14 protein-coding genes are annotated in these 22,308 nt (G+C 73.1%); 12 read left to right on the top strand and 2 right to left on the bottom strand.

Annotated elements, in window-relative coordinates; translation table 11 throughout:
- The first annotated feature begins 82 nt into the window (after positions 1-82).
- The 10 genes from ABEB00_RS16210 (at position 83) to ABEB00_RS16255 (ending at position 16,546) form a co-directional block, all read left to right on the top strand.
- On the top strand, positions 83-859 hold the full coding sequence (locus tag ABEB00_RS16210) for a TIGR03936 family radical SAM-associated protein (protein WP_345620370.1): 777 nt from the start codon (positions 83-85) through the stop codon (positions 857-859).
- 277 nt (positions 860-1,136) lie between these two features.
- Positions 1,137-5,387, top strand: a complete 4,251-nt coding sequence (locus ABEB00_RS16215) for an Rne/Rng family ribonuclease (RefSeq protein ID WP_345620371.1) — start codon at positions 1,137-1,139, stop codon at positions 5,385-5,387.
- 350 nt (positions 5,388-5,737) lie between these two features.
- Entirely contained in the window at positions 5,738-6,058 is a 321-nt protein-coding gene (rplU, locus tag ABEB00_RS16220) for a 50S ribosomal protein L21 (RefSeq protein WP_345620372.1), read from the top strand.
- 14 nt (positions 6,059-6,072) lie between these two features.
- Positions 6,073-6,327 (top strand): 50S ribosomal protein L27, encoded by a 255-nt coding sequence (gene rpmA, locus ABEB00_RS16225; RefSeq protein WP_345620373.1) that lies wholly within the window; start codon positions 6,073-6,075, stop codon positions 6,325-6,327.
- A gap of 104 nt (positions 6,328-6,431) precedes the next feature.
- Positions 6,432-7,868 (top strand): GTPase ObgE, encoded by a 1,437-nt coding sequence (gene obgE / locus ABEB00_RS16230; RefSeq protein WP_345620374.1) that lies wholly within the window; start codon positions 6,432-6,434, stop codon positions 7,866-7,868.
- A gap of 342 nt (positions 7,869-8,210) precedes the next feature.
- The gene (locus tag ABEB00_RS16235) at positions 8,211-9,785 is read left to right on the top strand and encodes an alkaline phosphatase D family protein (RefSeq protein WP_345620375.1); all 1,575 of its coding nucleotides are present in this window, start codon (positions 8,211-8,213) and stop codon (positions 9,783-9,785) included.
- A gap of 115 nt (positions 9,786-9,900) precedes the next feature.
- The gene (locus ABEB00_RS16240; protein WP_345620377.1) at positions 9,901-11,091 is read left to right on the top strand and encodes a hypothetical protein; all 1,191 of its coding nucleotides are present in this window, start codon (positions 9,901-9,903) and stop codon (positions 11,089-11,091) included.
- A gap of 273 nt (positions 11,092-11,364) precedes the next feature.
- Positions 11,365-12,861, top strand: a complete 1,497-nt coding sequence (locus tag ABEB00_RS16245; protein ID WP_345620378.1) for a D-ribitol-5-phosphate cytidylyltransferase — start codon at positions 11,365-11,367, stop codon at positions 12,859-12,861.
- 187 nt (positions 12,862-13,048) lie between these two features.
- Entirely contained in the window at positions 13,049-15,124 is a 2,076-nt protein-coding gene (locus ABEB00_RS16250; protein WP_345620482.1) for a hypothetical protein, read from the top strand.
- A gap of 195 nt (positions 15,125-15,319) precedes the next feature.
- Entirely contained in the window at positions 15,320-16,546 is a 1,227-nt protein-coding gene (locus ABEB00_RS16255) for a glycosyltransferase family 2 protein (RefSeq protein WP_345620483.1), read from the top strand.
- Here ABEB00_RS16255 and ABEB00_RS16260 read toward each other — a convergent pair.
- Together ABEB00_RS16260 and ABEB00_RS16265 are read right to left on the bottom strand one after the other, a co-directional pair.
- Positions 16,515-18,641 (bottom strand): hypothetical protein, encoded by a 2,127-nt coding sequence (locus ABEB00_RS16260; RefSeq protein WP_425586504.1) that lies wholly within the window; start codon positions 18,639-18,641, stop codon positions 16,515-16,517. The two genes, ABEB00_RS16255 and ABEB00_RS16260, sit on opposite strands and share 32 nt — an antisense overlap.
- A gap of 146 nt (positions 18,642-18,787) precedes the next feature.
- Positions 18,788-20,197 carry a polysaccharide pyruvyl transferase family protein gene (locus ABEB00_RS16265; protein ID WP_425586505.1) on the bottom strand — a complete coding sequence of 470 codons (1,410 nt, stop codon included), beginning with the start codon at positions 20,195-20,197 and terminating at the stop codon, positions 18,788-18,790.
- A gap of 264 nt (positions 20,198-20,461) precedes the next feature.
- On the opposite strand from ABEB00_RS16265, the gene proB reads away from it, so the two are divergent.
- Both proB and ABEB00_RS16275 read left to right on the top strand, forming a co-directional pair.
- The gene (gene proB / locus ABEB00_RS16270) at positions 20,462-21,589 is read left to right on the top strand and encodes a glutamate 5-kinase (RefSeq protein WP_345620382.1); all 1,128 of its coding nucleotides are present in this window, start codon (positions 20,462-20,464) and stop codon (positions 21,587-21,589) included.
- 173 nt (positions 21,590-21,762) lie between these two features.
- Positions 21,763-22,212, top strand: a complete 450-nt coding sequence (locus ABEB00_RS16275; RefSeq protein ID WP_345620485.1) for a hypothetical protein — start codon at positions 21,763-21,765, stop codon at positions 22,210-22,212.
- Positions 22,213-22,308 lie beyond the last annotated feature (96 nt).

Raw genomic sequence — 22,308 nt, forward strand, 5'->3', positions numbered from 1 at the left:
TGGTAGTAGTACGACCGCTCTCACGAAGGACTGAACGACACTGGGCAAGCGACAGCCCGAAGGCCCGCCGCCGGTTCCTGCGGTGCAGCGCATCCGACTGCGCTACACCAAGCGTGGCCGCCTCCGGTTCACCAGCCACCGTGACTTCCAGCGCGCCTTCGAGCGTGCGCTGCGCCGCGCCGAGGTGCCGATGGCCTACTCGGCGGGGTTCACCCCGCACCCCAAGGTGTCGTACGCCAATGCCGCACCCACCGGCACGGGCAGTGAGGCCGAGTACCTGGAGATCGCGCTCACCCAGGCGCGCGACCCGGACCAGCTCCGGACGCTCCTCGACGAGTCGCTGCCCACCGGTCTCGACGTCGTCGACGCGGTCGAGGCCCGTACCTCAGGGCTCGCCGACCGGCTGACGGCTTCCGAGTGGGAGCTGCGGCTGGCGGGCGTGGACCCGGCCGACGCGCACCGCGCGGTCGAGGCCTTCAACGAGGCCGGCACGGTCGAGGTCCAGCGCAAGACGAAGAACGGCGTGCGCACCTTCGACGCCCGTTCCGCGGTCGTCCGGCTGGAGAGCACGGAAGGGCTCGGTGGGCCGGCTGATAGGCCGACCGACCTGCCCTGTGCGATACTGCGGCTGGTTGTTCGGCACGTGACGCCTGCCGTACGACCCGACGACGTCCTGTCCGGTCTCCGCGCCGTGGCCGACCTGGCGCCGCCGGTCCCCGTAGCGGTGACCAGGCTGGCGCAGGGGCTGCTCGATGAAGAGACCGGCACGGTGACCGACCCGCTCGCGCCCGACCGCGAGGCAGTGGCGACCGAGCCGCAGACGGCCGCCGCCACTGCCGCCGCGACGGCGCCGGTGTAAGGAAGGTCCCGCGTAGGGACGGATGTCGTAAGCGTCGCCCTCGAACTCGGGAGCCACCTGGGTCGGGCAGCGCACTCCAACACAAGACTTTCGCCAGGCCGTGCACGCCAAGGTGTACGGAACCGGCGAGACAGGACACAGACAGCTCCCGAGTGGCGCTCGCGCCCCGGACGGCGGCACCCGCGCAGCGCGCGAGCCGCGGACGTCACCGGCGGTCGACACAGTCGATGCCGGACCAGGTGCGGCGCCCGGGAGCCCTGACGGGAGCTACGCCCGCATGCTCGAACCGACCACCGAGACCGCGCAGACCGCGACGGGATCCGAATCCGACAACACCCCCAGCGACACCCTGCCGCCGCGACGCCGGCGCCGTGCCGCGTCCCGGCCGGCGGGCCCGCCGGCCGGCCCCTCCGACGTCGCCGCGGAGACCGTGGAGCCGACCGTCGCCGTCGCGGAGCCCGACCCCGGGCCCGACGCCGTCGACGAGACGGAGCAGGCACCCGAGGCCGCGCCCGCGGTCCAGGAGCCGGAACCCGCGCCCGCGGGCCGTCGCCGCCGCGCCGTACGCCGTGCCTCCGCGCCCGCCGGGGCACCCGCCGCGGCGGAGGCCGCCGAGACCGTCGTCCCCGCGACGCCCGCCGCCGAGATCCCCGCCGAGCCCGAGGCCGCCGCGCCCGCCGCCGAGGAGAGCCCGGCCCCGCGCCGCAGCCGCCGCCGCGCGACCCGCAGCGTGTCCGCCCCCGCGGCGGTGGAGAGCGCGCCGGAGACCGACACCGTCGCGCCCCCCGCGACCCCCACGACTTCCGAGGCCGAGGCCGCCGGGACGCCTGCCGTCACCGAGGGCGCCGCCTCGCAGCACCCCGAGACCACTGCGGACGCCGAGACCACCGGGAACGCCGAGGACGCCGCGCCGCGTCGTTCCCGTCGCCGGGCCACCCGCCGCGCGACCGCTCCCGCCGAGACGCCCCAGGGCGCCGAGGCGGTCGAGTCCGCCGGTGCGCGGGAGGCCGCCGTGCCGGAGGCCGCCGCGCCCGCCGAGCCGGAGCGGGCCGCCAGGTCCGACCAGGCCGACGAGGCCCCCGCGCCCGTGGACGAGGCCGCTCCGCGCCGCGGCCGCCGCCGGGCCGTGCGCAAGGCCGCCACCGGCTTCGCCGAGCCCGCCCGGGGTGCCGGCGCCGAGGCCGCCGAGGCGGAGACGCCGTCCCGTCCCAAGCGCCCGGCCGTGGCGCTGTTCCAGGCGCCCGTGTTCGCCGAGCCGAAGTTCCAGTTCCAGACGCCCGAGCGGGCCGCCGCCGAGGCCGCCGCCGTGGCCGCAGGCCCCGCCGAGGAGCCGGAGGAGACCGCGCGGCCCGTAGCCGCCGAGGAGCCCCCGGCCGAGGAGCAGCCCGCCGGTTCGCGCCGCCGCCGGCGCCGTAAGGGCGCCGCCGACGAGACCCCGGAGGCGCCCGCCGTTCCCGAGGTCCCCGCGACGACCCCCGAGGCCGCCGACGCCGACGAGCCGGAGGCCGACGCGGAGGAGCCCGAGGAGCAGGCCGAGGACGCCGACGAGGCCGACGCCGAGGAGGGCGGTTCGCGCCGCCGCCGTCGCCGGGGCGGCCGTCGCCGCCGCCGCGGGGACGCCACCGACGCCGACCTGGCGGACGACTCCGACGGTTACGCCGCCGAGCGGGGCGCGCAGGACACCGACGACGACACCGCCGAGCAGGTCGAGCAGGCCGGCGAAGACGCCGCGGGTGACTCCGAGGAGGACGAGCACGACGGGCGCGGCGAGGAGGGCGGCGGTTCGCTGAGCAGCCGTCGTCGCCGGCGCCGTCGCCGCCGCGCCGGGGACGGCTCGGGCGGCGAGGCCGACCCGTCCGCCGACGACCCCGAGCGCACGGTCGTCAAGGTCCGCGAGCCCCGCAAGGCGGTCGAGTCGTCCTCGGCGGACTTCCAGGACGCCGTGCAGTCCATCAAGGGCTCGACCCGTCTGGAGGCGAAGAAGCAGCGCCGCCGCGAGGGCCGCGAGCAGGGCCGCCGGCGGGTGCCGATCATCACCGAGGCCGAGTTCCTCGCCCGCCGCGAGGCCGTCGAGCGCGTCATGGTCGTGCGCCAGCACGGCGAGCGCACGCAGATCGGCGTCCTGGAGGACGACGTGCTCGTCGAGCACTACGTCAACAAGGAGCAGGCGACCTCGTACGTCGGCAATGTCTACCTCGGCAAGGTGCAGAACGTCCTGCCGTCGATGGAGGCCGCCTTCATCGACATCGGCAAGGGCCGCAACGCCGTGCTCTACGCCGGCGAGGTCAACTTCGAGGCGCTCGGCATGGGCCACGGCCCGCGCCGTATCGAGGCCGCCCTCAAGTCCGGGCAGTCGGTCCTCGTGCAGGTGACGAAGGACCCGATCGGCCACAAGGGCGCCCGCCTCACCAGCCAGGTCTCCCTCCCCGGCCGCTACCTGGTCTACGTGCCCGAGGGCTCGATGACCGGTATCAGCCGCAAGCTGCCCGACACCGAGCGGGCGCGGCTGAAGACCATCCTCAAGAAGATCGTCCCCGAGGACGCGGGCGTCATCGTGCGCACCGCCGCCGAGGGCGCGAGCGAGGACGAGCTGCGCCGGGACGTCGAGCGGCTCCAGGCGCAGTGGGAGGAGATCCAGAAGAAGGCCAAGAGCGGCAACGCCCCGACGGTGCTCTACGGCGAGCCGGACATGACCGTCCGGGTCGTGCGGGACATCTTCAACGAGGACTTCACCAAGGTCGTCGTCAGCGGCGAGGAGGCGTGGCAGACCGTCCACGGTTACGTCGCGCACGTCGCGCCCGACCTGACCGACCGCCTCCAGAAGTGGACGAGCGAGGTCGACGTCTTCGCCACGTACCGGATCGACGAGCAGCTCGCGAAGGCGCTGGACCGCAAGGTCTGGCTGCCCAGCGGCGGTTCGCTGGTGATCGACCGGACCGAGGCGATGATCGTCGTCGACGTCAACACCGGCAAGTTCACCGGCCAGGGCGGCAACCTGGAGGAGACGGTCACCAGGAACAACCTGGAGGCGGCCGAGGAGATCGTGCGCCAGCTCCGGCTGCGCGACCTCGGCGGCATCATCGTGATCGACTTCATCGACATGGTCCTGGAGTCCAACCGGGACCTGGTGCTGCGGCGCCTGCTGGAGGCCCTCGGCCGCGACCGTACGAAGCACCAGGTCGCCGAGGTGACCTCGCTGGGGCTCGTGCAGATGACCCGTAAGCGGGTCGGCCAGGGCCTGCTGGAGTCGTTCTCCGAGACCTGCGTGCACTGCAACGGCCGCGGGGTCATCGTCCACATGGAGCAGCCGACCGCGATCGGCGGCGGCGGTGGCGGCAAGCGCCGCAAGCGCGCCCGTGCCGGTGGCGGCGAGCAGCCGCACGAGCACGAGACGGCTCTGGACAGCGGTCCGACGGCGGAGCAGGAGGCCGAGACCGAGACCGAGTACGAGGTGGCCGCCGAGGCGGCCGAGCCGGCCGCGCTGCCGGCGCCCGACTTCGGGGACGACGAGGAACTGTTCAGCAGCGTCGCCGAGGCGGAGGCCTCCGCCAAGCGCGGACGGACGCGGCGCCGGGCGAGCCGGCGGGCGTCGGCCCCGGCGGGCGCGCCCCGCGGCGAGGCGGCACGGCCGGAGAACGGCCACCGCCGGTCCGAGGACGGGCAGCCGCAGGCCGAGGTGGCGACGGCGCAGGACGTGACGGCCGAGGAGTCCGCCGCGCGTCCGGTGCGTCCGGAGCCGGCCGCCGAGGTGCTGGCCGCGCCCGCGGCCGTCGAGGACGCGGTCGTGGAGACCCCGGTCGCCGCGACCCCGGCCCCCGCGACCTCGGCTGTCGAGGCCCCGGACGCCGAGGTGCCGGAGGCGACGGCGCCCGCCGAGGACGCCGCCGCGCCCAAGGGCCGTGGCCGCCGTCGGGCCACCCGCAAGGTGTCCGCGCCCGCCGGTTCGCCGGCCGGTGCGGAGGCCGCCGTCGTGACGGTCGCGGAGACCGCCCCGGTGGAGCGGGCCGAGGAGCCGGCGCAGCCCGCGCCCGCCGCCCCGGCCGAGCAGCCGGAGCCGGCCGCCGAGGCCGCGCCCCCGGCCCGCCAGCGGCGCCGTGCCGTGCGCAAGGCCACCGCGCCGACCGCTTCGGCGGAGGCGGCCGTCGTGGTCGTCCCGTCGGTGACCGAGGTCCCGGCCGAGACGCTGTCCGAGGTCCCGGCTGCGGCCCCGGCCGAGGTCGCGGCGGCGGCCGCCGAAGCCCCTGCCGAGGCCGTGCAGGCCCCGGAGAGCGCCGACGCGGCCGAGGAGGCAGCCCCGGCGAAGAAGACCGCCCGCAAGGCGGTCAAGAAGGCCCCGGCGAAGAAGGCCGCCACCAAGAAGACGGCGGCCACCAAGACGGCCGCCGCGAAGAAGACGGTGGCCAAGAAGACGACGGCCAAGAAGACGGCGGCGAAGACCACCAAGACGGCCGCCAAGAAGACCACGTCGAAGAAGACCGCGGCGGCCGAGCAGTCGGCGCCGTCCGTGTCCGCCACGACGGAGGACTGACGGGTCCGGTGCCGCGGGCGGGCACCGTGCACCACCGGGGCGCCGGCGGAACCCAGGGTCGAAGACCGACCCCAGGGTCCGCCGGCGCCCCGCGTCGTCCGCCGCGACCAGCGTCCGGCACCCGCGTCCCGCACCCGCCCACGGCACCGCCCGGCCCTGGTCGGACCGGTCCGGTTTGACCGTAGGGCGCGCGCCCTCGTAACCTTGACCGTCGGCGTGTCGAATGACGCGTCACATCCCCGTAAACCTCTTCCTTCCGGGTGCCACGGCGTCCGGGAGAGGTCGTCCGTGTGTCGTGCCGGGTGACTGGCCTGCGGGGGTGCCGTTCTCCGAGCGAAAGAGAGATCCGCGTGTACGCCATCGTGCGCAGCGGTGGCCGCCAGCACAAGGTTGCTGTCGGTGACATCGTTGAGGTTGACAAGATTCCCACTGCCAAGGTTGGCGACACGGTCGAGCTCTCGACCCTGCTCGTTGTCGACGGCGACGCTGTGACCAGCGACCCGTGGGTGCTGGGCGGCATCAAGGTCCAGGCCGAGGTCGTGGACCACCACAAGGGCCAGAAGATCGACATTCTGCGCTACAAGAACAAGACCGGCTACCGCCGTCGTCAGGGCCACCGCCAGCAGTACACGGCGATCAAGGTCACTGAGATCCCCGCGGCTGCGAAGTAAGGGACTGAGGAGAGATGGCACACAAGAAGGGCGCATCGTCCACCCGGAACGGTCGCGACTCGAATGCCCAGCGGCTCGGCGTGAAGCGCTTCGGCGGTCAGGTCGTGAACGCCGGTGAGATCCTGGTCCGTCAGCGTGGCACCCACTTCCACCCGGGCGCGGGCGTCGGCCGTGGCGGCGACGACACGCTGTTCGCGCTGCTGCCGGGTTCGGTGCAGTTCGGCACCAACCGTGGCCGCAAGGTCGTGAACATCGTTCCGGTCGCCTGATCGGAAGCTTTCGCGAGGCGGACCTCACTTCCCTCACGGGAAGCGGGTCCGCCTTTCGCGTGTTGATCCAAGCACCATTCCGTATGTAACTGGAGGCACATCCCATGACCACCTTCGTGGACCGCGTCGAGCTGCATGTCGCCGCGGGTAACGGAGGCCACGGCTGTGCCTCCGTGCACCGGGAGAAGTTCAAGCCGCTGGGCGGCCCGGACGGCGGCAACGGCGGCCGTGGCGGCGACGTCATCCTCACCGTCGACCAGTCCGTGACCACCCTGCTCGACTACCACCACTCCCCGCACCGCAAGGCCACCAACGGCAAGCCCGGCGAGGGCGGCAACCGCTCCGGCAAGGACGGCCAGGACCTGGTCCTGCCGGTGCCGGACGGCACCGTCGTCCTGGACAAGGCGGGCAACGTCCTCGCCGACCTGGTCGGCCACGGCACCTCCTTCGTCGCCGCCCAGGGCGGGCGCGGCGGGCTCGGCAACGCGGCGCTGGCCTCGGCCCGGCGCAAGGCCCCCGGCTTCGCGCTGCTCGGCGTGCCCGGTGACCTCCAGGACGTGGTCCTGGAGCTGAAGACCGTCGCCGACGTGGCGCTCGTGGGCTACCCCAGCGCGGGCAAGTCCTCCCTGATCTCGGTGCTCTCGGCCGCCAAGCCGAAGATCGCCGACTACCCGTTCACGACCCTGGTGCCGAACCTGGGCGTGGTCACCGCCGGCTCCACCGTGTACACGATCGCGGACGTGCCCGGCCTCATCCCCGGCGCCAGCCAGGGCCGCGGCCTGGGCCTGGAGTTCCTGCGGCACGTGGAGCGGTGCAGCGTCCTGGTGCACGTCCTGGACACCGCCACCCTGGAGTCCGACCGCGACCCCACCTCCGACCTCGACACCATCGAGGAGGAGCTGCGGCAGTACGGCGGGCTCGACAACCGGCCCCGGATGGTGGTGCTGAACAAGACCGACGTTCCCGACGGCCGGGAGCTGGCCGAGATGGTGCGGCCCGAGCTGGAGGCGCGCGGCTACCGCGTCTTCGAGGTGTCGGCCGTGGCGCACCTCGGGCTCAAGGAACTCTCCTTCGCGCTCGCCGACCTGGTGGCGACCTCGCGGGCGGCCAAGCCCAAGGAGGAGGCCACCCGGATCGTGATCCGGCCCAAGGCCGTCGACGACTCCGGCTTCACGGTGACCCAGGAGGAGGACGGCCTGTTTCGGGTGCGCGGCGAGAAGCCCGAGCGCTGGGTGCGGCAGACCGACTTCAACAACGACGAGGCCGTGGGCTACCTCGCCGACCGCCTCAACCGGCTCGGCGTCGAGGAGAAGCTGATGAAGGCGGGCGCCCGCAACGGCGACGGCGTCGCCATCGGCCCCGAGGACAACGCGGTCGTCTTCGACTGGGAGCCGACCGTCACGGCCGGCGCCGAGATGCTCGGCCGCCGCGGTGAGGACCACCGCTTCGAGGCTCCGCGCCCCGCGACCCAGCGCCGCCGGGACAAGCAGGCCGAGCGGGACGAGTCGGACCAGGAGTTCGACGGCTTCAAGCCGTTCTGACCCACCGGGCCTGCCCTGCCCCGCCGGGCGCGACCCGCCGGGCCTGCCCTGCCGGGCTGGACCCGCCGGGCCTGGCTCGCACGGGCCCGGTCGCGCCGGCTCTGGCCCGCCCCGGGCCGGTCGCGCTCCGGCGTTTCCCGGCTGACCGTCCGGGCTCCGGCGTTCGCCCGCTGAACACCCTGTGGACCCGTCACGGCAAGGGAGCGTTCCCGTGCCGCGGCGGGTTTCCCGTTGTCTCTCTTCTTGTCATGCCCTCGCCTTGCCTGGTTCAGCGGGCCGTCCGGCCCGGCATGGGAGCTTCCGGTTGTTCAAGAGGCTGCCGCGGCAAGGGAGTTGCGCCGAATGACCGAAGTGACCGGACCTTCCCCCACGTCCACCCCGGGCCCCGGCCGGCGCCGGGTGCTGACCGGCGGCGCCGCCGCGCTCGGCGCCGCGGCCTCGGCCCAGCTCTGGCTGCCGTCCGCCGCCCACGCGGCCGAACCGGCGCTCGCCGAGAACGTGTTCAGCCTGGGCGTCGCCTCCGGTGACCCGCTCCCGGACGGCGTCGTCCTGTGGACGCGGCTCGCCCCCGACCCGCTGACCGGCGGCGGCATGCCCGACCGCCCGGTCTCCGTGCGGTGGCAGGTCGCCGAGGACTCCCGGTTCGCGAAGGTCGTGCGCACCGGTACCGCCCAGGCCCGCCCCGAGTACGGGCACAGCGTCCACGTCGACGTACGCGGGCTGCGTCCGGGCCGCGCCTACTGGTACCGCTTCAAGGCCGGCGGCCGGCTCTCGCCCACCGGCCGCACCCGTACCGCCCCCGAGCCCCTCGCCACCGGCGGCAGCCTGCGCATCGCGCTGGCCTCCTGCCAGAACTGGCAGCACGGGTACTTCACGCCGTACGCCGACATGCTCGACCAGGACCCGGACGTGGTGCTGTTCGTCGGCGACTACATCTACGAGTCCGCGCCGTCGGCGACCGCGGTCCGCCGGCACGAGGGCAGCGGCGAGCCGTACAGCGTGGAGCAGTACCGCAACCGCTACGCCCAGTACCGCAGCGACCCCGACCTCGCCGCGATGCACGCGGCCGCGCCCTTCGTCGTCACCTTCGACGACCACGAGGTCGACAACGACTACGCGGGCCAGGACCCGCAGGACCCCGACAAGCAGGCCCACGACGCCTTCGTGGCCCGGCTGACCGCGGCCTACCAGGCGTACTACGAGCACATGCCGGTCCGGGCCACCGCCGTGCCCGACGGCCCGCACATCCGCATGTACCGCCGCCTGGAGTTCGGGCGTCTGGCCCGGCTGAACGTACTGGACACCCGGCAGTTCCGCAGCGACCAGGCCACCACCCAGGCCGGTGCCCAGGACCCGTCGATGACCATGCTCGGCGCCCGGCAGAAGCAGTGGCTGATCGACGGGCTGCGCCGCTCGCCCGCCCGCTGGAACCTGATCGCCTCGCAGATCATGATGGCCGAGACCGACCTCAAGATCGGCGCGGGCAAGCTCTGGTACTACGACGCCTGGGACGGATACCAGGCCGAACGCAACGCGCTGCTCGCGGAGTTGAAGCGGACGCAGAACCCCGTCGTGCTCACCGGCGACCGCCACCTCACCATGGTCAGCGACCTCAAGGAGGACTACGCGCGGCCCGGTTCCGCGGTGGTCGGCGCCGAGTTCGTCGGCACCTCCATCTCCAGCAACGGCAACCAGGACCAGGCCGCCTTCCGCAAGGAGTGGGACCCGCGCATGGCGGACAACCCGCACTGGAAGCTGCTCGACGCCCACCGCGGCTACCACCTCTTCGACGTCCGCCACGACCGGATCGACGCGCGGGTGCGGGTCGTGGACACCGTGACGAAGCCCACGGCCAGCCCCCGCACGCTGGCCTCGCTGCGGGTACGGGCCGGCCGCCCCGGCGTCGACCTGGTCTGAGACCGCGTCGACCTGGTCCGAGCGACCGGGACGTCACCCCCAGGGCCTGGCACTCATCGGGGTCCCAGGCCCTTCTCAGCTTCCCCTCAGCAACGCCCCTTACCGTCCCTTGACCATGGAGACGGACTGTACGAGAGACGAGAACCGGGTGAACGCGGGCCTCGCGCCGCTGCCCGCCGGCACCCGGCTGCTGCACATCGGGCCGCACAAGACGGGCACCACCGCCGTGCAGGGCGCGCTGTTCGCCGCGAAGGACGTGCTGCCCGGCCACGGCGTCGTCTTCCCGGCGCACACCCGGCACCCGATGGAGGCCGCCCTCGCCGCCTGCGCCCGGCCCGCGATGATGGGCGACACCGCGCCGACCGAACAGCACTGGACGCGCCTCCTCGACCAGGTACGGGCGGCCGGCCGGCGCACCTCGGTGATCAGCAGCGAGTTCTTCGCCGACGCCGAGGACGACGAGACGATCGCCCGGATCGTGGCCCAGCTCGGCGGCGACCGCGTGCACGTCCTGGTGACCCTGCGCCCGCTGGCCCGCGTCATGCCCTCGCAGTGGCAGCAGTACGTGCAGAACGGCCTGCGCATGGGCTACGAGGAGTGGCTGGAGCACATGCTCCGCAGGCCGCCGTACCAGGAGCCGAACCCCAGCTTCTGGCGCCGCCACCGCCACGACCGGCTGGTCGAGCGGTGGGCCCGCGCGGTCGGGCCCGGCCGGGTCACCGTCGTCGTGGTCGACGACCGGGACCGCGGCGCGCTGATGCGGACCTTCGAGACGCTGCTCGGACTTCCGGCGAATCTCCTGCAACCCGTCCCGGACAGTGCGAATCGGTCACTCACGCTCGCCGAAACGGAAATGCTGCGCAGCCTCAACAAGGAATTCCGCAGCAATGACCTCCCGGCAGAGCTGTATTCCCGACTCGTCCGCAATGGTGCCGTCGTCCACATGAAGAATTCGTGCAGTCCCTCGCCCCTCGACGTGCGGATCGCGACGCCCGGGTGGGCCGTCGAGGCCGCGGCCGAGGCCGGCGCCGAGGCGGCCGGGCGGATCGCCGCCTCGGGCGTGCGCGTCGTCGGTGACCTGCGCCTGCTGTCGGCGGTGCCGAAGCCCGCGCCCGCCGTGCCCGGCGAGGCCCGGGTGGCCCCGGAGGTGGCGGCGCAGGCGCTGTACGGAGCGCTCGCCGCGGCGGCTTCGGCGCCCGTGCGGCACACCGCCCCCGCCAAGTCGCGCACCGTGCACCAGACCTCCTCGAAGGAACTGGTGAAGGTGCTCGGACACCGCTGCCTGCGGCGCCTGCGCAGGCGCTGAGAAGACGCCCGGGGCGGGGCTGAGAAGACGCCGGCGGCGGCGCCGGGCCGCGATCGTCCGGCGATCTCCATCGCGAACCGGACTTCTTGTGGACATACTCACAGCAATTACCCCGGTGCGCGGGAACCGTTCCCGCCTTTGCGACCATCACCAGGAGTCCCAGGTGAATGAAGGGTTGCGCGCACATATGCGGCGGTGAAAGCTCACCTTGCACTGCGGTAACCACAAGTGGGACCATCTCGAAGTTCCCTGTCGCCCCAAGGTAGGTCACGCGTGTCACAGCACATAGCCAAGCCCCGTACCACCGCAGTGATCCTGGCCGGTGGCACCGGCCAGCGGGTGGGTCTGTCGATCCCCAAGCAACTGCTGAAGATCGCCGGCAAGGCAGTCATCGAGCACACACTGACCACCTTCGAGAAGGCCGACTCCGTCGACGACGTGATCGTGCTGATGGCGCAGGGATATGTGCCCGACATCGAGAAGATCGTGGCCAAGGCCGGCTTCACGAAGGTGAAGAAGGTCATCGAGGGCGGCTCGACGCGCAACGAGACCACCGAGCGCGCCATCGCCGCCCTCGGCGAGGGCCTGGCCGAGGGCGAGGACGCCAACGTCCTCTTCCACGACGCCGTGCGCCCGCTGCTCTCGCAGCGCGTCATCGACGACTGCGTGGCGGCGCTGGAGCGCTACGAGGCCGTCGACGTCGCCATCCCGTCCGCGGACACCATCATCGTGACCCGCACCCACGGCTCGGACGGCGAGTTCATCACCGACGTCCCGGACCGCGCCCGGCTGCGCCGCGGCCAGACGCCCCAGGCGTTCAAGCTCTCCACGATCCGCCGCGCCTACCAGGTCGCCGCCGGTGACCCCAACTTCCAGGCCACCGACGACTGCTCGGTCGTGCTCAAGTACCTCCCCGACGTGCCGATCCACGTCGTCGCGGGCGACGAGTACAACATGAAGGTCACCCAGCCCGTCGACGTCTTCATCGCCGACAAGCTCTTCCAGCTCGCCTCCGGCGCCGCCCCCGAGCAGGTGAGCGAGGAGGCCTACCGCGACCTGCTCACGGGGAAGACGATGGTGGTCTTCGGCGGTTCCTACGGCATCGGCAAGGACATCGGCGAACTCGCCGAGTCCTACGGCGCCAAGGTGTACGCGCTGGGCCGCTCCACCACCGGCACCCACGTGGAGAACCCGGAGGAGGTCGACGACGCCCTGTCCAAGGCGTACGCCGAGTCCGGGCGGATCGACTACGTGGTCAACACCGCGGGCGTGCTGCGCATAGGCAGGCTCGCGGAGACCGACAACGCCACCATCGAGGAGGCGCTGAAGGTCAACTACCTGGCCCCGGTGCAGATCGCCCGGTCCTCCTACAAGTACCTGGCCGAGACCAACGGCCAGCTCCTGCTGTACACCTCCAGCAGCTACACCCGCGGCCGCGCCGAGTACAGCCTGTACTCCTCCACCAAGGCCGCCATGGTCAACCTCACGCAGGCGCTCTCCGACGAGTGGGCCGGCGACGGCATCCGCGTCAACTGCGTCAACCCCGAGCGCACCGCGACCCCGATGCGCACCAAGGCGTTCGGCCAGGAGCCCGAGGGCAGCCTGCTCTCCTCGGCGGCCGTCGCCCGCGCCTCCCTCGACGTACTGCTCTCCGAGCTGACCGGCCACGTCATCGACGTCCGCCAGCAGGACCCGACGGCCGGCGCGGCCCGCGCCTCCGGGTTCGAGCAGGCGCTCGCCGCCGTCCTGGACCGGCAGGACGGCGTGTAATATTCGTCGATAATAAGATGCACGGAATTCAGGCCCCTGCAGCCGCTCATTCATGGAGCGTTTGCAGGGGCCTGAATCCTTACCTTCACCCGTCGCTCACATTGCGGCAGCGCACCAGCACAAAGCCGAGACTTCTCCTTCACCAAGCAGGTTCTCCGTGATATCCACCGCTCTTCGCGTCGCCCGGGTGGGCAGCGCGGCCGAACTGGCCGCGGCGGTCCTCATGATGCTGGGCTTCCCCTGCCTCATGCTGGCCGCGCTGGTCCCGAGCGTTCCCGCCTTCGCGGCCGCCGCCGCCGTGACGTACCTGGCGGACCACTATCTGCACCGCAGGGGCAGTTACCTGATCAACCGCCTCGGCAAGGTCCGCGCGGGGCTGTCGATCCGGTTCCTGATCCGGCAACTGCTGCTGGTGCTGCTGCTGGCCCGGCTCTCGCTGGCCGACAACCTCATCTCCTACGGCGCCATCGCCTGCTTCATCGCCTTCTTCGGCCTCCAGGCCCCGCACGGCGCCCTGACCACGCTGATCCGCAACCGCCGCCGGATGCCGGTCGCCACCCGCAACATCGACCTGGCCTCGCGCATCCGCATCCCGGACGCGCCCCCGCGCGGCCTGCTGCACCGCTCCTCGGAGAAGATGCTCCACCTCGACCTGGCGGCCGTCGCCGGCGTCCTGGCCGCCGCCTACACCGAGCACCCCGTGATCGGGTTCGCCGGCATCGGCGTCACCATGGTCCTCGCCGTCGGCTACGTCCTGGCGCTGGTGCCCCTGGTCCGCGGCCGGCGCATCCCGCCGAACGCCGAGAAGGTGCTCGCCGCGGTCGACGACTGGCTGGCCGAGTACCGCCCCGAGACGGTCCTGTACTTCTCCGGCTCCAGGGACTCCGCCTACCAGGTCAACATGTGGCTGGAGACGATGGAGCAGCTCGGCTCCCGGCCGCTGGTCGTCCTGCGCGAGCGGGTCATCCTGAGCAACCTGGCGCCCACCACGGTCCCCGTGCTCTGCGTGCCCGGCGGCGTGCACCTGATGAACATGGACCTGTCCTCGGTACGGGTCGCGCTCTACGCGGCCAACGTCGGCAAGAACATCCACCTGCTGCGCGTCCCCACCATGAAGCACGTCTTCATCGGCCACGGCGACAGCGACAAGCTCGCCAGCGTCAACCCGTTCAGCAAGGTCTACGACGAGGTGTGGACGGCCGGCCGCGCGGGCCGCGACCGCTACGCCATCGCCGACGTCGGTGTCCGCGACGACGACATCGTCGAGGTCGGCCGCCCGCAGCTCGCCCCCATCCGGACCGGCGTCCCCGCGGGCCCCGGCCGCTGCCCGACCGTGCTGTACGCCCCCACCTGGGAGGGCTGGGACGACAACCCCGGCAACACCTCGATCCTGCTGGCCGGCGAGAACATCGTCCGCACCCTGGTGACCGCCGACCCGCCGGTCCGGGTCCTGTACAAGCCGCACCCCTTCACCGGCACCCGCAGCGCCCAGGCCAAGGCCGCCCACCGGCGGATCACCGCCCTGGTCGAACAGTCCGCCGCCGCCCGCGCCGGCGACGCCCGCTTCACCGCCGACGCCGCCGCGCAGACCGCCGCCAAGGCCGAGCTGGCCCGGATCGAGGCCCGGATCGCGGAGCTGACCGGCACCGCCGACCGCGGCGACGAGGCCGAGGCCAGCCGCGACGGCGTGGTCGACGTGGCCAAGCACACCGAGGTCGCCCGGCTGCGCGCCGAGTGGGACGACGCCTACTGGCGCTCGTTCCCCGCCTGGGAGCACCGGGTCATCACCGGCGCCCAGCCGCGCCTGTACGACTGCTTCAACGTCTCCGACGCGATGGTCTCCGACATCTCCAGCGTGGTCTCCGACTTCATCGCCAGCGGCAAGCCGTACGCGGTCACCGACTCGGCGGAGCTGGGCGCGGAGGAGTTCAAGCGGCAGAACACCGCCGTGCGCGCCGCGGTGATCCTCAGCAACGACGCCACCGAACTGGGCGGGCTGCTCGCCGCCGTCCGCGACCCGGCCGGCGACGCCCTCGCCGACGACCGCGGGGAGCTGAAGCGCTACCTGCTCGGCCCCGACGAGCCGACCTCCCGGGAGCAGTTCGACGCCGCCGTCGCCGCGCTCGCGGGCAAGGCGGAGACGCGCAACGCCGGGCAGGAGTCGCGGATCGTGGTCGGCGGCCCGGACGTGGAGCCGGCCGACGCGCTGCCCGCCCAGCGGACCGGGTCCGTCGGTGACACGGACAGTGTCGGCGCGGGCTGACCGCCCCGAAGCGCACGGCCCGGCCCCCGAGGATCGCTCCTCGGGGGCCATCTCCTTTTCCCGCGGAAGCGGCCGCCGAAAAGTGAAGCGCGTCACAAGATCGCGCACCGGAAGCAACCCTTCGCCCCCGGTACCCGTCTAACAGGCAGCGAATGAGGTGATACGGGGGAAATGCCGGATGACGAGGGGGAGAACGTGACCGTGACCGAACCGGATGTGACCGTGGTCATCGGGGCGTACGAGGGGATGCCGTACCTGGTCGAGTGCCTGGCCTCGGTCGAGGCGCAGACCCTCGACCCGGCACGCGTCGAGGTCGTCGCCGTGGACGACGGTTCGACGGACGGCACGGGGGAGTACCTGGAGGAGTTCGCCGCCCGCGCGCCGATGGCGGTCACCGTGATCCGGCAGCGGAACTCCGGCGGCCCCAGCGGTCCGCGCAACGTCGGCCTGGCCAGGGCCACCGGGCGGTACGTCTTCTTCCTCGACGCCGACGACCGGCTCGGACCCGAGGCGCTCCAGCGGATGGTCGCGGTCGCCGACCGGGCCGGCACCGATGTGGTCCTCGGCCGCGTCGAGGGCGTCAACCGCGGTGCCCCCAAGTCGATGTGGCACAAGTCGCTGGACCGCACCGACGTCTTCTCCTCCCACATCAAGTACACGCTCAGCGCCCAGAAGCTCTTCCGCCGCGCCCTGCTGGAACGGCACGGCATGCGCTTCGACGAGTCCCTGTTCACGGGCGAGGACGCGCTGTTCACCATGGAGGCGTACCTGCGCGCGGACGGCGTCTCCGTGGTCGCCGACCACACCTGCTACTACCTGGTCGGCCGCGACGACGGCAAGCACGTGACCAAGGGCGGCGGCTACGCCCTGCGCTTCGACTCCGCGCGCTCCCTGATGAGGCTGATCGCCGACCTGGTCCCGGCGGGCGAGCGGCGCGACCTGCTCATGGTCCGCCCCTTCGTCGTCACCCTGCTGCCCCAGTTCGGCCCCCGCTGGCTCAAGGACAGCGAGGAGGTCCGGCGCCACAAACTCGAACTGGCGAAGCCGCTCATGGACGCCTACTGGTCCGCGGGCGTCTCCCGGCTGCTGAAGGTCCACGAGCGGCTGCGGCTGCACCTGGTGGCCGCCGGACGCCCGGACCTGCTGACCGACGTCGTCAAGTTCCTCCGCGCCGACAAGCAGGCGGCCGCCCTCCTGGAGAAGGGCGGCCGGCACCTCTACCTCGTCTACCCGCACTTCCGGGACCGGAAGGCGGGCGTCCCCGACGAGGTCTACCGCGCCGGGGAACGCGAGGCGCGCCCCTTCCTCGGCTGGGTCGAACAGCCCGCCGGCTCGCTGCTGCGCCGGGCGGTGCGCAAGGCCCGCCAGGCCCTGCCGGCCGCCCGTGACCTCAACCGGGACGACCGGACCGCGGCGGCCTGACGGCGCCGGGGCCCGCCGCGACCCCCTGCCGCTGACCGGGGAGCTGCCCGGGGTGTCGGCCGGGAAGCTCCCCGGGAGGCTCCGCGGCCGGCCGCCCGTCCCGGCGTGCCCGGCGCTCCGCGGCCGCCGCGCACAGCGCCCGCACGGCCGCGCCGAACCGCTCCCGCGCGGGCGGCTCGGCCGGGCCGAGCAGCCGCCGCGCCAGCGCCGCCCGGGCCTCGGCGTACCCGTCCTCACGTGGGTGCCGCACCGCCCGCAGCAGGGCCGGCACCCCGGCCGCGTCCGGTGTCAGCACGGTCGCCGCCGCCACCGTCGGGAAGGCCGCGCGGAACGCCTTCTCGTCCAGCGGCCCGGTGTTGGCGACCGCGTACGGCTTCCCGCTGGCCAGGAAGTCGCTGATCACGCTCGACACATCGCTGATCAGCAGGTCGGCCCGGTTGAAACAGGAGTACAGGGCGGGCCGGGCACCGGTGACGACCCGGTGCTCCCCGGCGGGCAGCGCCGCCCAGTACGCCTCGTCCCAGGCCGCCGCCGCCCGCGCCACCGCCTGGGCCCGGCCCGGCTCCGGCGCCGTCCGGGTGAGCATCCGCTCCACCTGGTCGGCCCCGGCCCGGGAGACGGACCTGGTGAGCCGGTCCCACTCCGCCGCGCACCGGACCAGTTCGGCGGCGGCTGCGGGCCGCGCTCCGGGCCGCTGCCGGCCGGCCGCCCGGATCAGCTCCCGGATCCGCAGGTCGGCGGCGCCGGCCCGGGGGTCCACCGACCCGGTCAGCGGGTGCGGCTTGTACAGCAGCCGCACCCCGGGGTCGGCCAGCAGCGCCCGCACCAGGTTCTCGCCGGCCGTGACCACCGAGGTGTTGCCGGGGACGCCGTCCCAGCCCTCCCAGGTCGGCGCGTACAGCACGGTCGTGTACGGGCCGGCCGGCGGTCCCGCGTACGGCCGCACCGCGTCCAGTTGCGGGCGGCCGATCTCGACCACGTCCTTGTCCTCGACGCCGACCTCGGCCAGCGCGTACCGCTCCCGCGCCGCGGGCCCGGCCACCCACACCTGGTCGTACGCCTTCGCGTACGGGTTGCACGAGGACGGCTTGTCGCTCTCGCCGTGGTTGACGAAGGCGTGCTTGAGGGTGGGGATGCGCAGCACCTGCGAGGTCTTCCCGGAGTTCGAGGGGTGCAGGAGGACCTGGAGCGAGGAGTGTTCCAGGCGCATCAGCGTGGACACCTTCGGCAGGCACACGATCGGGAGGTCGGTCGCCGCGAGCCGGTGCACCATGGACCGCTCCCGCAGCACGACCACCGGCCGGCCGCCGAGCCGGGCCAGCGGCTCCAGCCACATGTCCGCCTGGTACGCGGAGGCGGCGCCGCCGGAGAAGTACAGCCCGACGGTCGGCCGGTACGCCGCCAGCCACGCGTCGAACCAGTCGAGGACCTCCCGCTCACCGGCCGGCCGCCGGCCCGGCAGCAGCCGCAGCAGCAGCGCGCCGAGCCCGGCCCCCGAGAGCGCCAGTGTCACGGACAGGCCCGCCGCGCCGTACACCGGGGCGTCGGCCGCCACCGTGGCCAGCAGCCCGGCCGTCGCCGGCAGGCCGAAGACGAGCAGGCGGTGGCCGGGGCGGCGCAGCAGGACGGGCGCGGCGGGGGAGAGCCGCAGCGCCGAGGCGTCGATGTTCCGGGTCACCACCGGCAGCGTCCGGCTGCGCCGGACCAGGACGGAGACCGCCTGGATCGCGCAGTGCAGCGCGTAGCAGGCGAGCAGTCCGGCGACCAGCGGCGCGTACACCGTCTCGCGCGGCTGCTCGCCCAGCCGCAGCAGGCCCACCACGAGCAGCAGGTCGCGCAGGACGTGCCGGACGGTGATGTCCGCGTGCGACTTGGCGAACAGCGACACCATGGAACGCTGCCACCGGTACAGCACCCCCTCGGCGGCCAGCGCGGCGGCGGTGGCGCCCAGCAGCAGCGGAACGTGCGGCAGCAGCGCGCCGACGGCCTGGGCGGCGAAGGCCGCCGCCAGCCCGGCGAGGACGAGCAGCTTGACGGTGATCCGGCGGCGGCGGGGCCGCGCCGTGCGCGACCGGCGGGAGGAGGGTTCGGGCACGGCGGTCGCTCCAGGGTCGTCTAGGACGGACGCCCGGGTTAACGCGCGCCGCCCTCACGACGACACGCGCGTGTCCCGGACCCTGGAGCGCCCGGACCGGCTGGAGCGCCCGGACCGGCTGTGGACTTTCCCGCCGGGGCCGGGGGCTACTTGCCGCCCTGGAGGGCGCGGCGCAGCGGCCGGCCCACCACCCGCCGGGCGCGGCGGATCACCGAGGACCTCGACTGCGCCGGCGCGACGGCCTTCTTGGCCGCGGGCTTGGCCGCGCCCGTCCTCGCCTTGGCCAGGTCCTGCTTCAGCTTGGCGTTGGCGGCGGTCAGCTCCGAGACCCGGCCGTAGAGCCAGCCCGTCCGCGCCGCCATGGCGGCGGGGTCGGAGTCGATCCAGGGGCGGACGCCCGCCGGGAACGACAGCGTGCGCATCCGCTCCTCGAAGGCCGCGCCCTGGTCGCCGTGGGTGAAGGTGTTCTCCAGGCCGTTGCTGTCCAGGAACGCGGCGAACCGCTCGAAGCGCTCCGGGTGGTTGCCGCAGAGCGGGCCGAAGTCCGCCTCCTCGTACAGCTCCGCCGGGTCGAGGTCCTCGGTCAGCTTGTCGATGCGCCGGTGCGGGATCTCGAAGTACCGGCACAGCTCCAGCGTCCGGGAGTCGCCGGTCAGCACGGTCGCGGGGGTGCCGGCCAGCAGGGCGGCGATGTTGCCGTGGATCCGGGAGCCGAAGGAGAAGTCGAACTCGCGCAGGTCGTCGATCCAGGTGACCGGGTCGATGTAGACCCGCGCCTTGTCCTCGCCGTACATCGGGTGGTCCGGGTGGGTCGGCATGTCGGTGACGCGGGCGTTCGGGTCCGACAGGTCCCGCCAGTGCAACTGCTTGGCGTCGCTGAGGTTCTGGCCTATGTAGCGCAGGTGGGGGTAGCGCGCGTGGGTGCGCCGGATCAGCTTGTTCAGGCCCTGCTTCTCGACCGCGTTGTGGGAGCCGTTGATCGCGATCCGCGACTCGGCCGTGAGCGCGGGGACCCGCTTCTCCACGACCAGTTCCTTGCCCCACATGAACATCGACGGGCAGCCGATGACCTCGACGTCCCTGAAGCCCATGTCCTTCAGGTACTGCTCGGTGAACTCGCCGCGCACGCCGATCGAGGCGCTGTGGTCGAGCACCGCCGAGACGAACTCGCGCACCGCCGGCTCCATCGGCTTCAGCCGCGCCGGGTCGTAACCCAGTCCGGTCTGCGCGCCGACGCCCACCACCACGACGGGGATGCGGAGCTTGCCGATCAGCCGGGACAGCCGCCGCAACTGCGGTTCGAAGGACGGCCGGAAGGCGTTCGCCAGGGGGACGACGAAGGCGTCGTACTGCTCGTTGATCCGCGCCGCCGCGTTCACATCGGTCCTGATCCCGTTGGAGACCACTTCGGTGTGCGGCGTCTGCAGGATCTTGTGCGCGGCGTCGCTGAAGATCAGGTTGCCGGAGTTGGTGGCGATGACGTCCCGGTGGAGGGCTTCCTCGACGGGAACCGCGTCGAAGGGGCTCTTCCCCGAACGGAGCAGGATGCGCTTCACGGGGCGGGCTGGGCGGGCTGCGGGGTCTGATGGTGACACAGGGTTCACCATATGTTTATCCGACCTTTGATTTCTACGGGCAACCAATACAGCGATTTTGCCATAAGCGTTACGTAAGCGGTCACTTACTCACTGAGCGTCGCCGGATGTCGCGGGCCGGTGCGGTGGCGGCCCGGGAGCTGTCCGGGGACTGGACCGTCCGGCACCGCCCGTCCCGGTTCGCGTAGATTGCGGACAGAACCGGGACCGAGGGGAAGAGTGCAGGTGGCAGGCGTGAGGCAGGCCGTGGGCGAAGCCCGCAGGATCGTCGTCAAGGTCGGCTCCTCCTCGCTGACGACCGCGGCGGGCGGCCTGGACGCCGACCGGGTGGACGCCCTCGTGGACGTCCTCGCCAAGGTGCGCGGCCAGGGTGAGCGGGAGGTGATCCTCGTCTCCTCCGGCGCCATCGCCGCGGGCCTGGCGCCGCTGGGCCTGAGCCGGCGCCCCCGCGACCTGGCCCGCCAGCAGGCCGCCGCCAGTGTCGGACAGGGCCTCCTGGTCGCCCGCTACACCGCCTCCTTCGCCCGCTACGGCGTCCGCGTCGGCCAGGTCCTCCTCACCTCCTACGACATGAGTCACCGCTCCCACCACCGCAACGCCGCGCGCACCCTGGACAAGCTCCTCGCGATGGGCGCGTTCCCGGTCGTCAACGAGAACGACACCGTCGCCACCGACGAGATCCGCTTCGGCGACAACGACCGGCTCGCCGCCCTCGTCGCCCACCTCGTCCGCGCCGACCTGCTGGTCCTCCTCTCCGACGTGGACGGCGTCTACGACGGCGACCCGGCCCGCCCCGGCACCTCCCGGATCGCCGAGGTGCGCGGCCCGGCCGACCTGGCGGACGTCGAGATCGGCAGCGCCGGCAAGGCCGGGGTCGGCACCGGCGGCATGGTCACCAAGGTCGAGGCGGCCCGGATCGCCGCCGCCGCCGGCATCCCGGTGGTGCTCACCAGCGCGGTGCACGCCGCCGACGCCCTCACCGGCGCGGACACCGGCACCCACTTCCACCCCACCGGCAGGCGCTCCGCCGACCGGCTGCTCTGGCTCCAGCACGCCTCCGCCCCGCAGGGCGCCCTCACCCTGGACGACGGGGCGGTACGGGCCGTGGTGGAGGGCCGCAAGTCGCTGCTGCCGGCCGGGATCGACGCGGTCGAGGGCGAGTTCAACGCCGGCGACCCGGTCGAACTGCGGGACGGCCGGGGCCGCGCGGTCGCCCGTGGCCTGGTCACCTTCGACGCCCGGGAGATCCCGAAGCTGATCGGCCGCTCCACCCGCGAACTGGCCCGCGAACTCGGACCCGCGTACGAACGAGAGGTCGTACACAGGGACGATCTGGTGATCCTTCACCCGTAATGGGTCGAAACGTCCCCGCACCGGTGGTGGACGTTCCGAAAAAACCGCCACGCGATCCCTGTCGGCCTGCTCAACTTTGTCCGAGGGACGACAATCCCGTGTGTTCGACGGGCGACGCTCCCGGCCGACCGCCGGGAGCGGACGCGTGCGAGAAGGAGGCCGTCGTGAGGCGAGTGCGCTCGGGGGCGACGGCGTCCTGCGGCGGTCCCGGCTCCCGCACGTCCGGCGCCCTGACCAGCGTCGCGGCCGGGGAACGGTTCCGGGGCGAGGAACCCGAGGACACCCCGCGCCTGTGGCACGTCACCCTCAGCGTCTCCGGCACGCGCTCCCCGCTCCCCGAGGTGCGGCGCGCCCTGGAACAGCTCGCCCACGACCATCCCTTCCTCCTGACCAGCAGATACGCCGAGGACCACGCCGAGATCCGGTACTGGGAGGAGGCCCGCGACCTGCACGACGCCGCCGCCGTCGCGCTGCGCCTGTGGGGCGAGCACCGGCAGACCGCGGGACTGCCGCCCTGGGAGATCGTCGGCCTGGAGGTCATCGACCGCGTCACCTACCACCAGCGCATCGCCGCCGGCTACGGCCCGGCACCGGCCACCCCCGTCGGCGTGCACCCCTTCTGAAAACCGCCCCGGGCCTCCCGTTCCACGGGGCGGCAAGGGCCGTCTCGGGCTCTGGGACAGCCGGTGGACGCCCTGCGACGGCGCATTACGCTTCCC

This window comes from Streptomyces ziwulingensis, assembly GCF_039542605.1.
Lineage (GTDB): Bacteria > Actinomycetota > Actinomycetes > Streptomycetales > Streptomycetaceae > Streptomyces > Streptomyces ziwulingensis.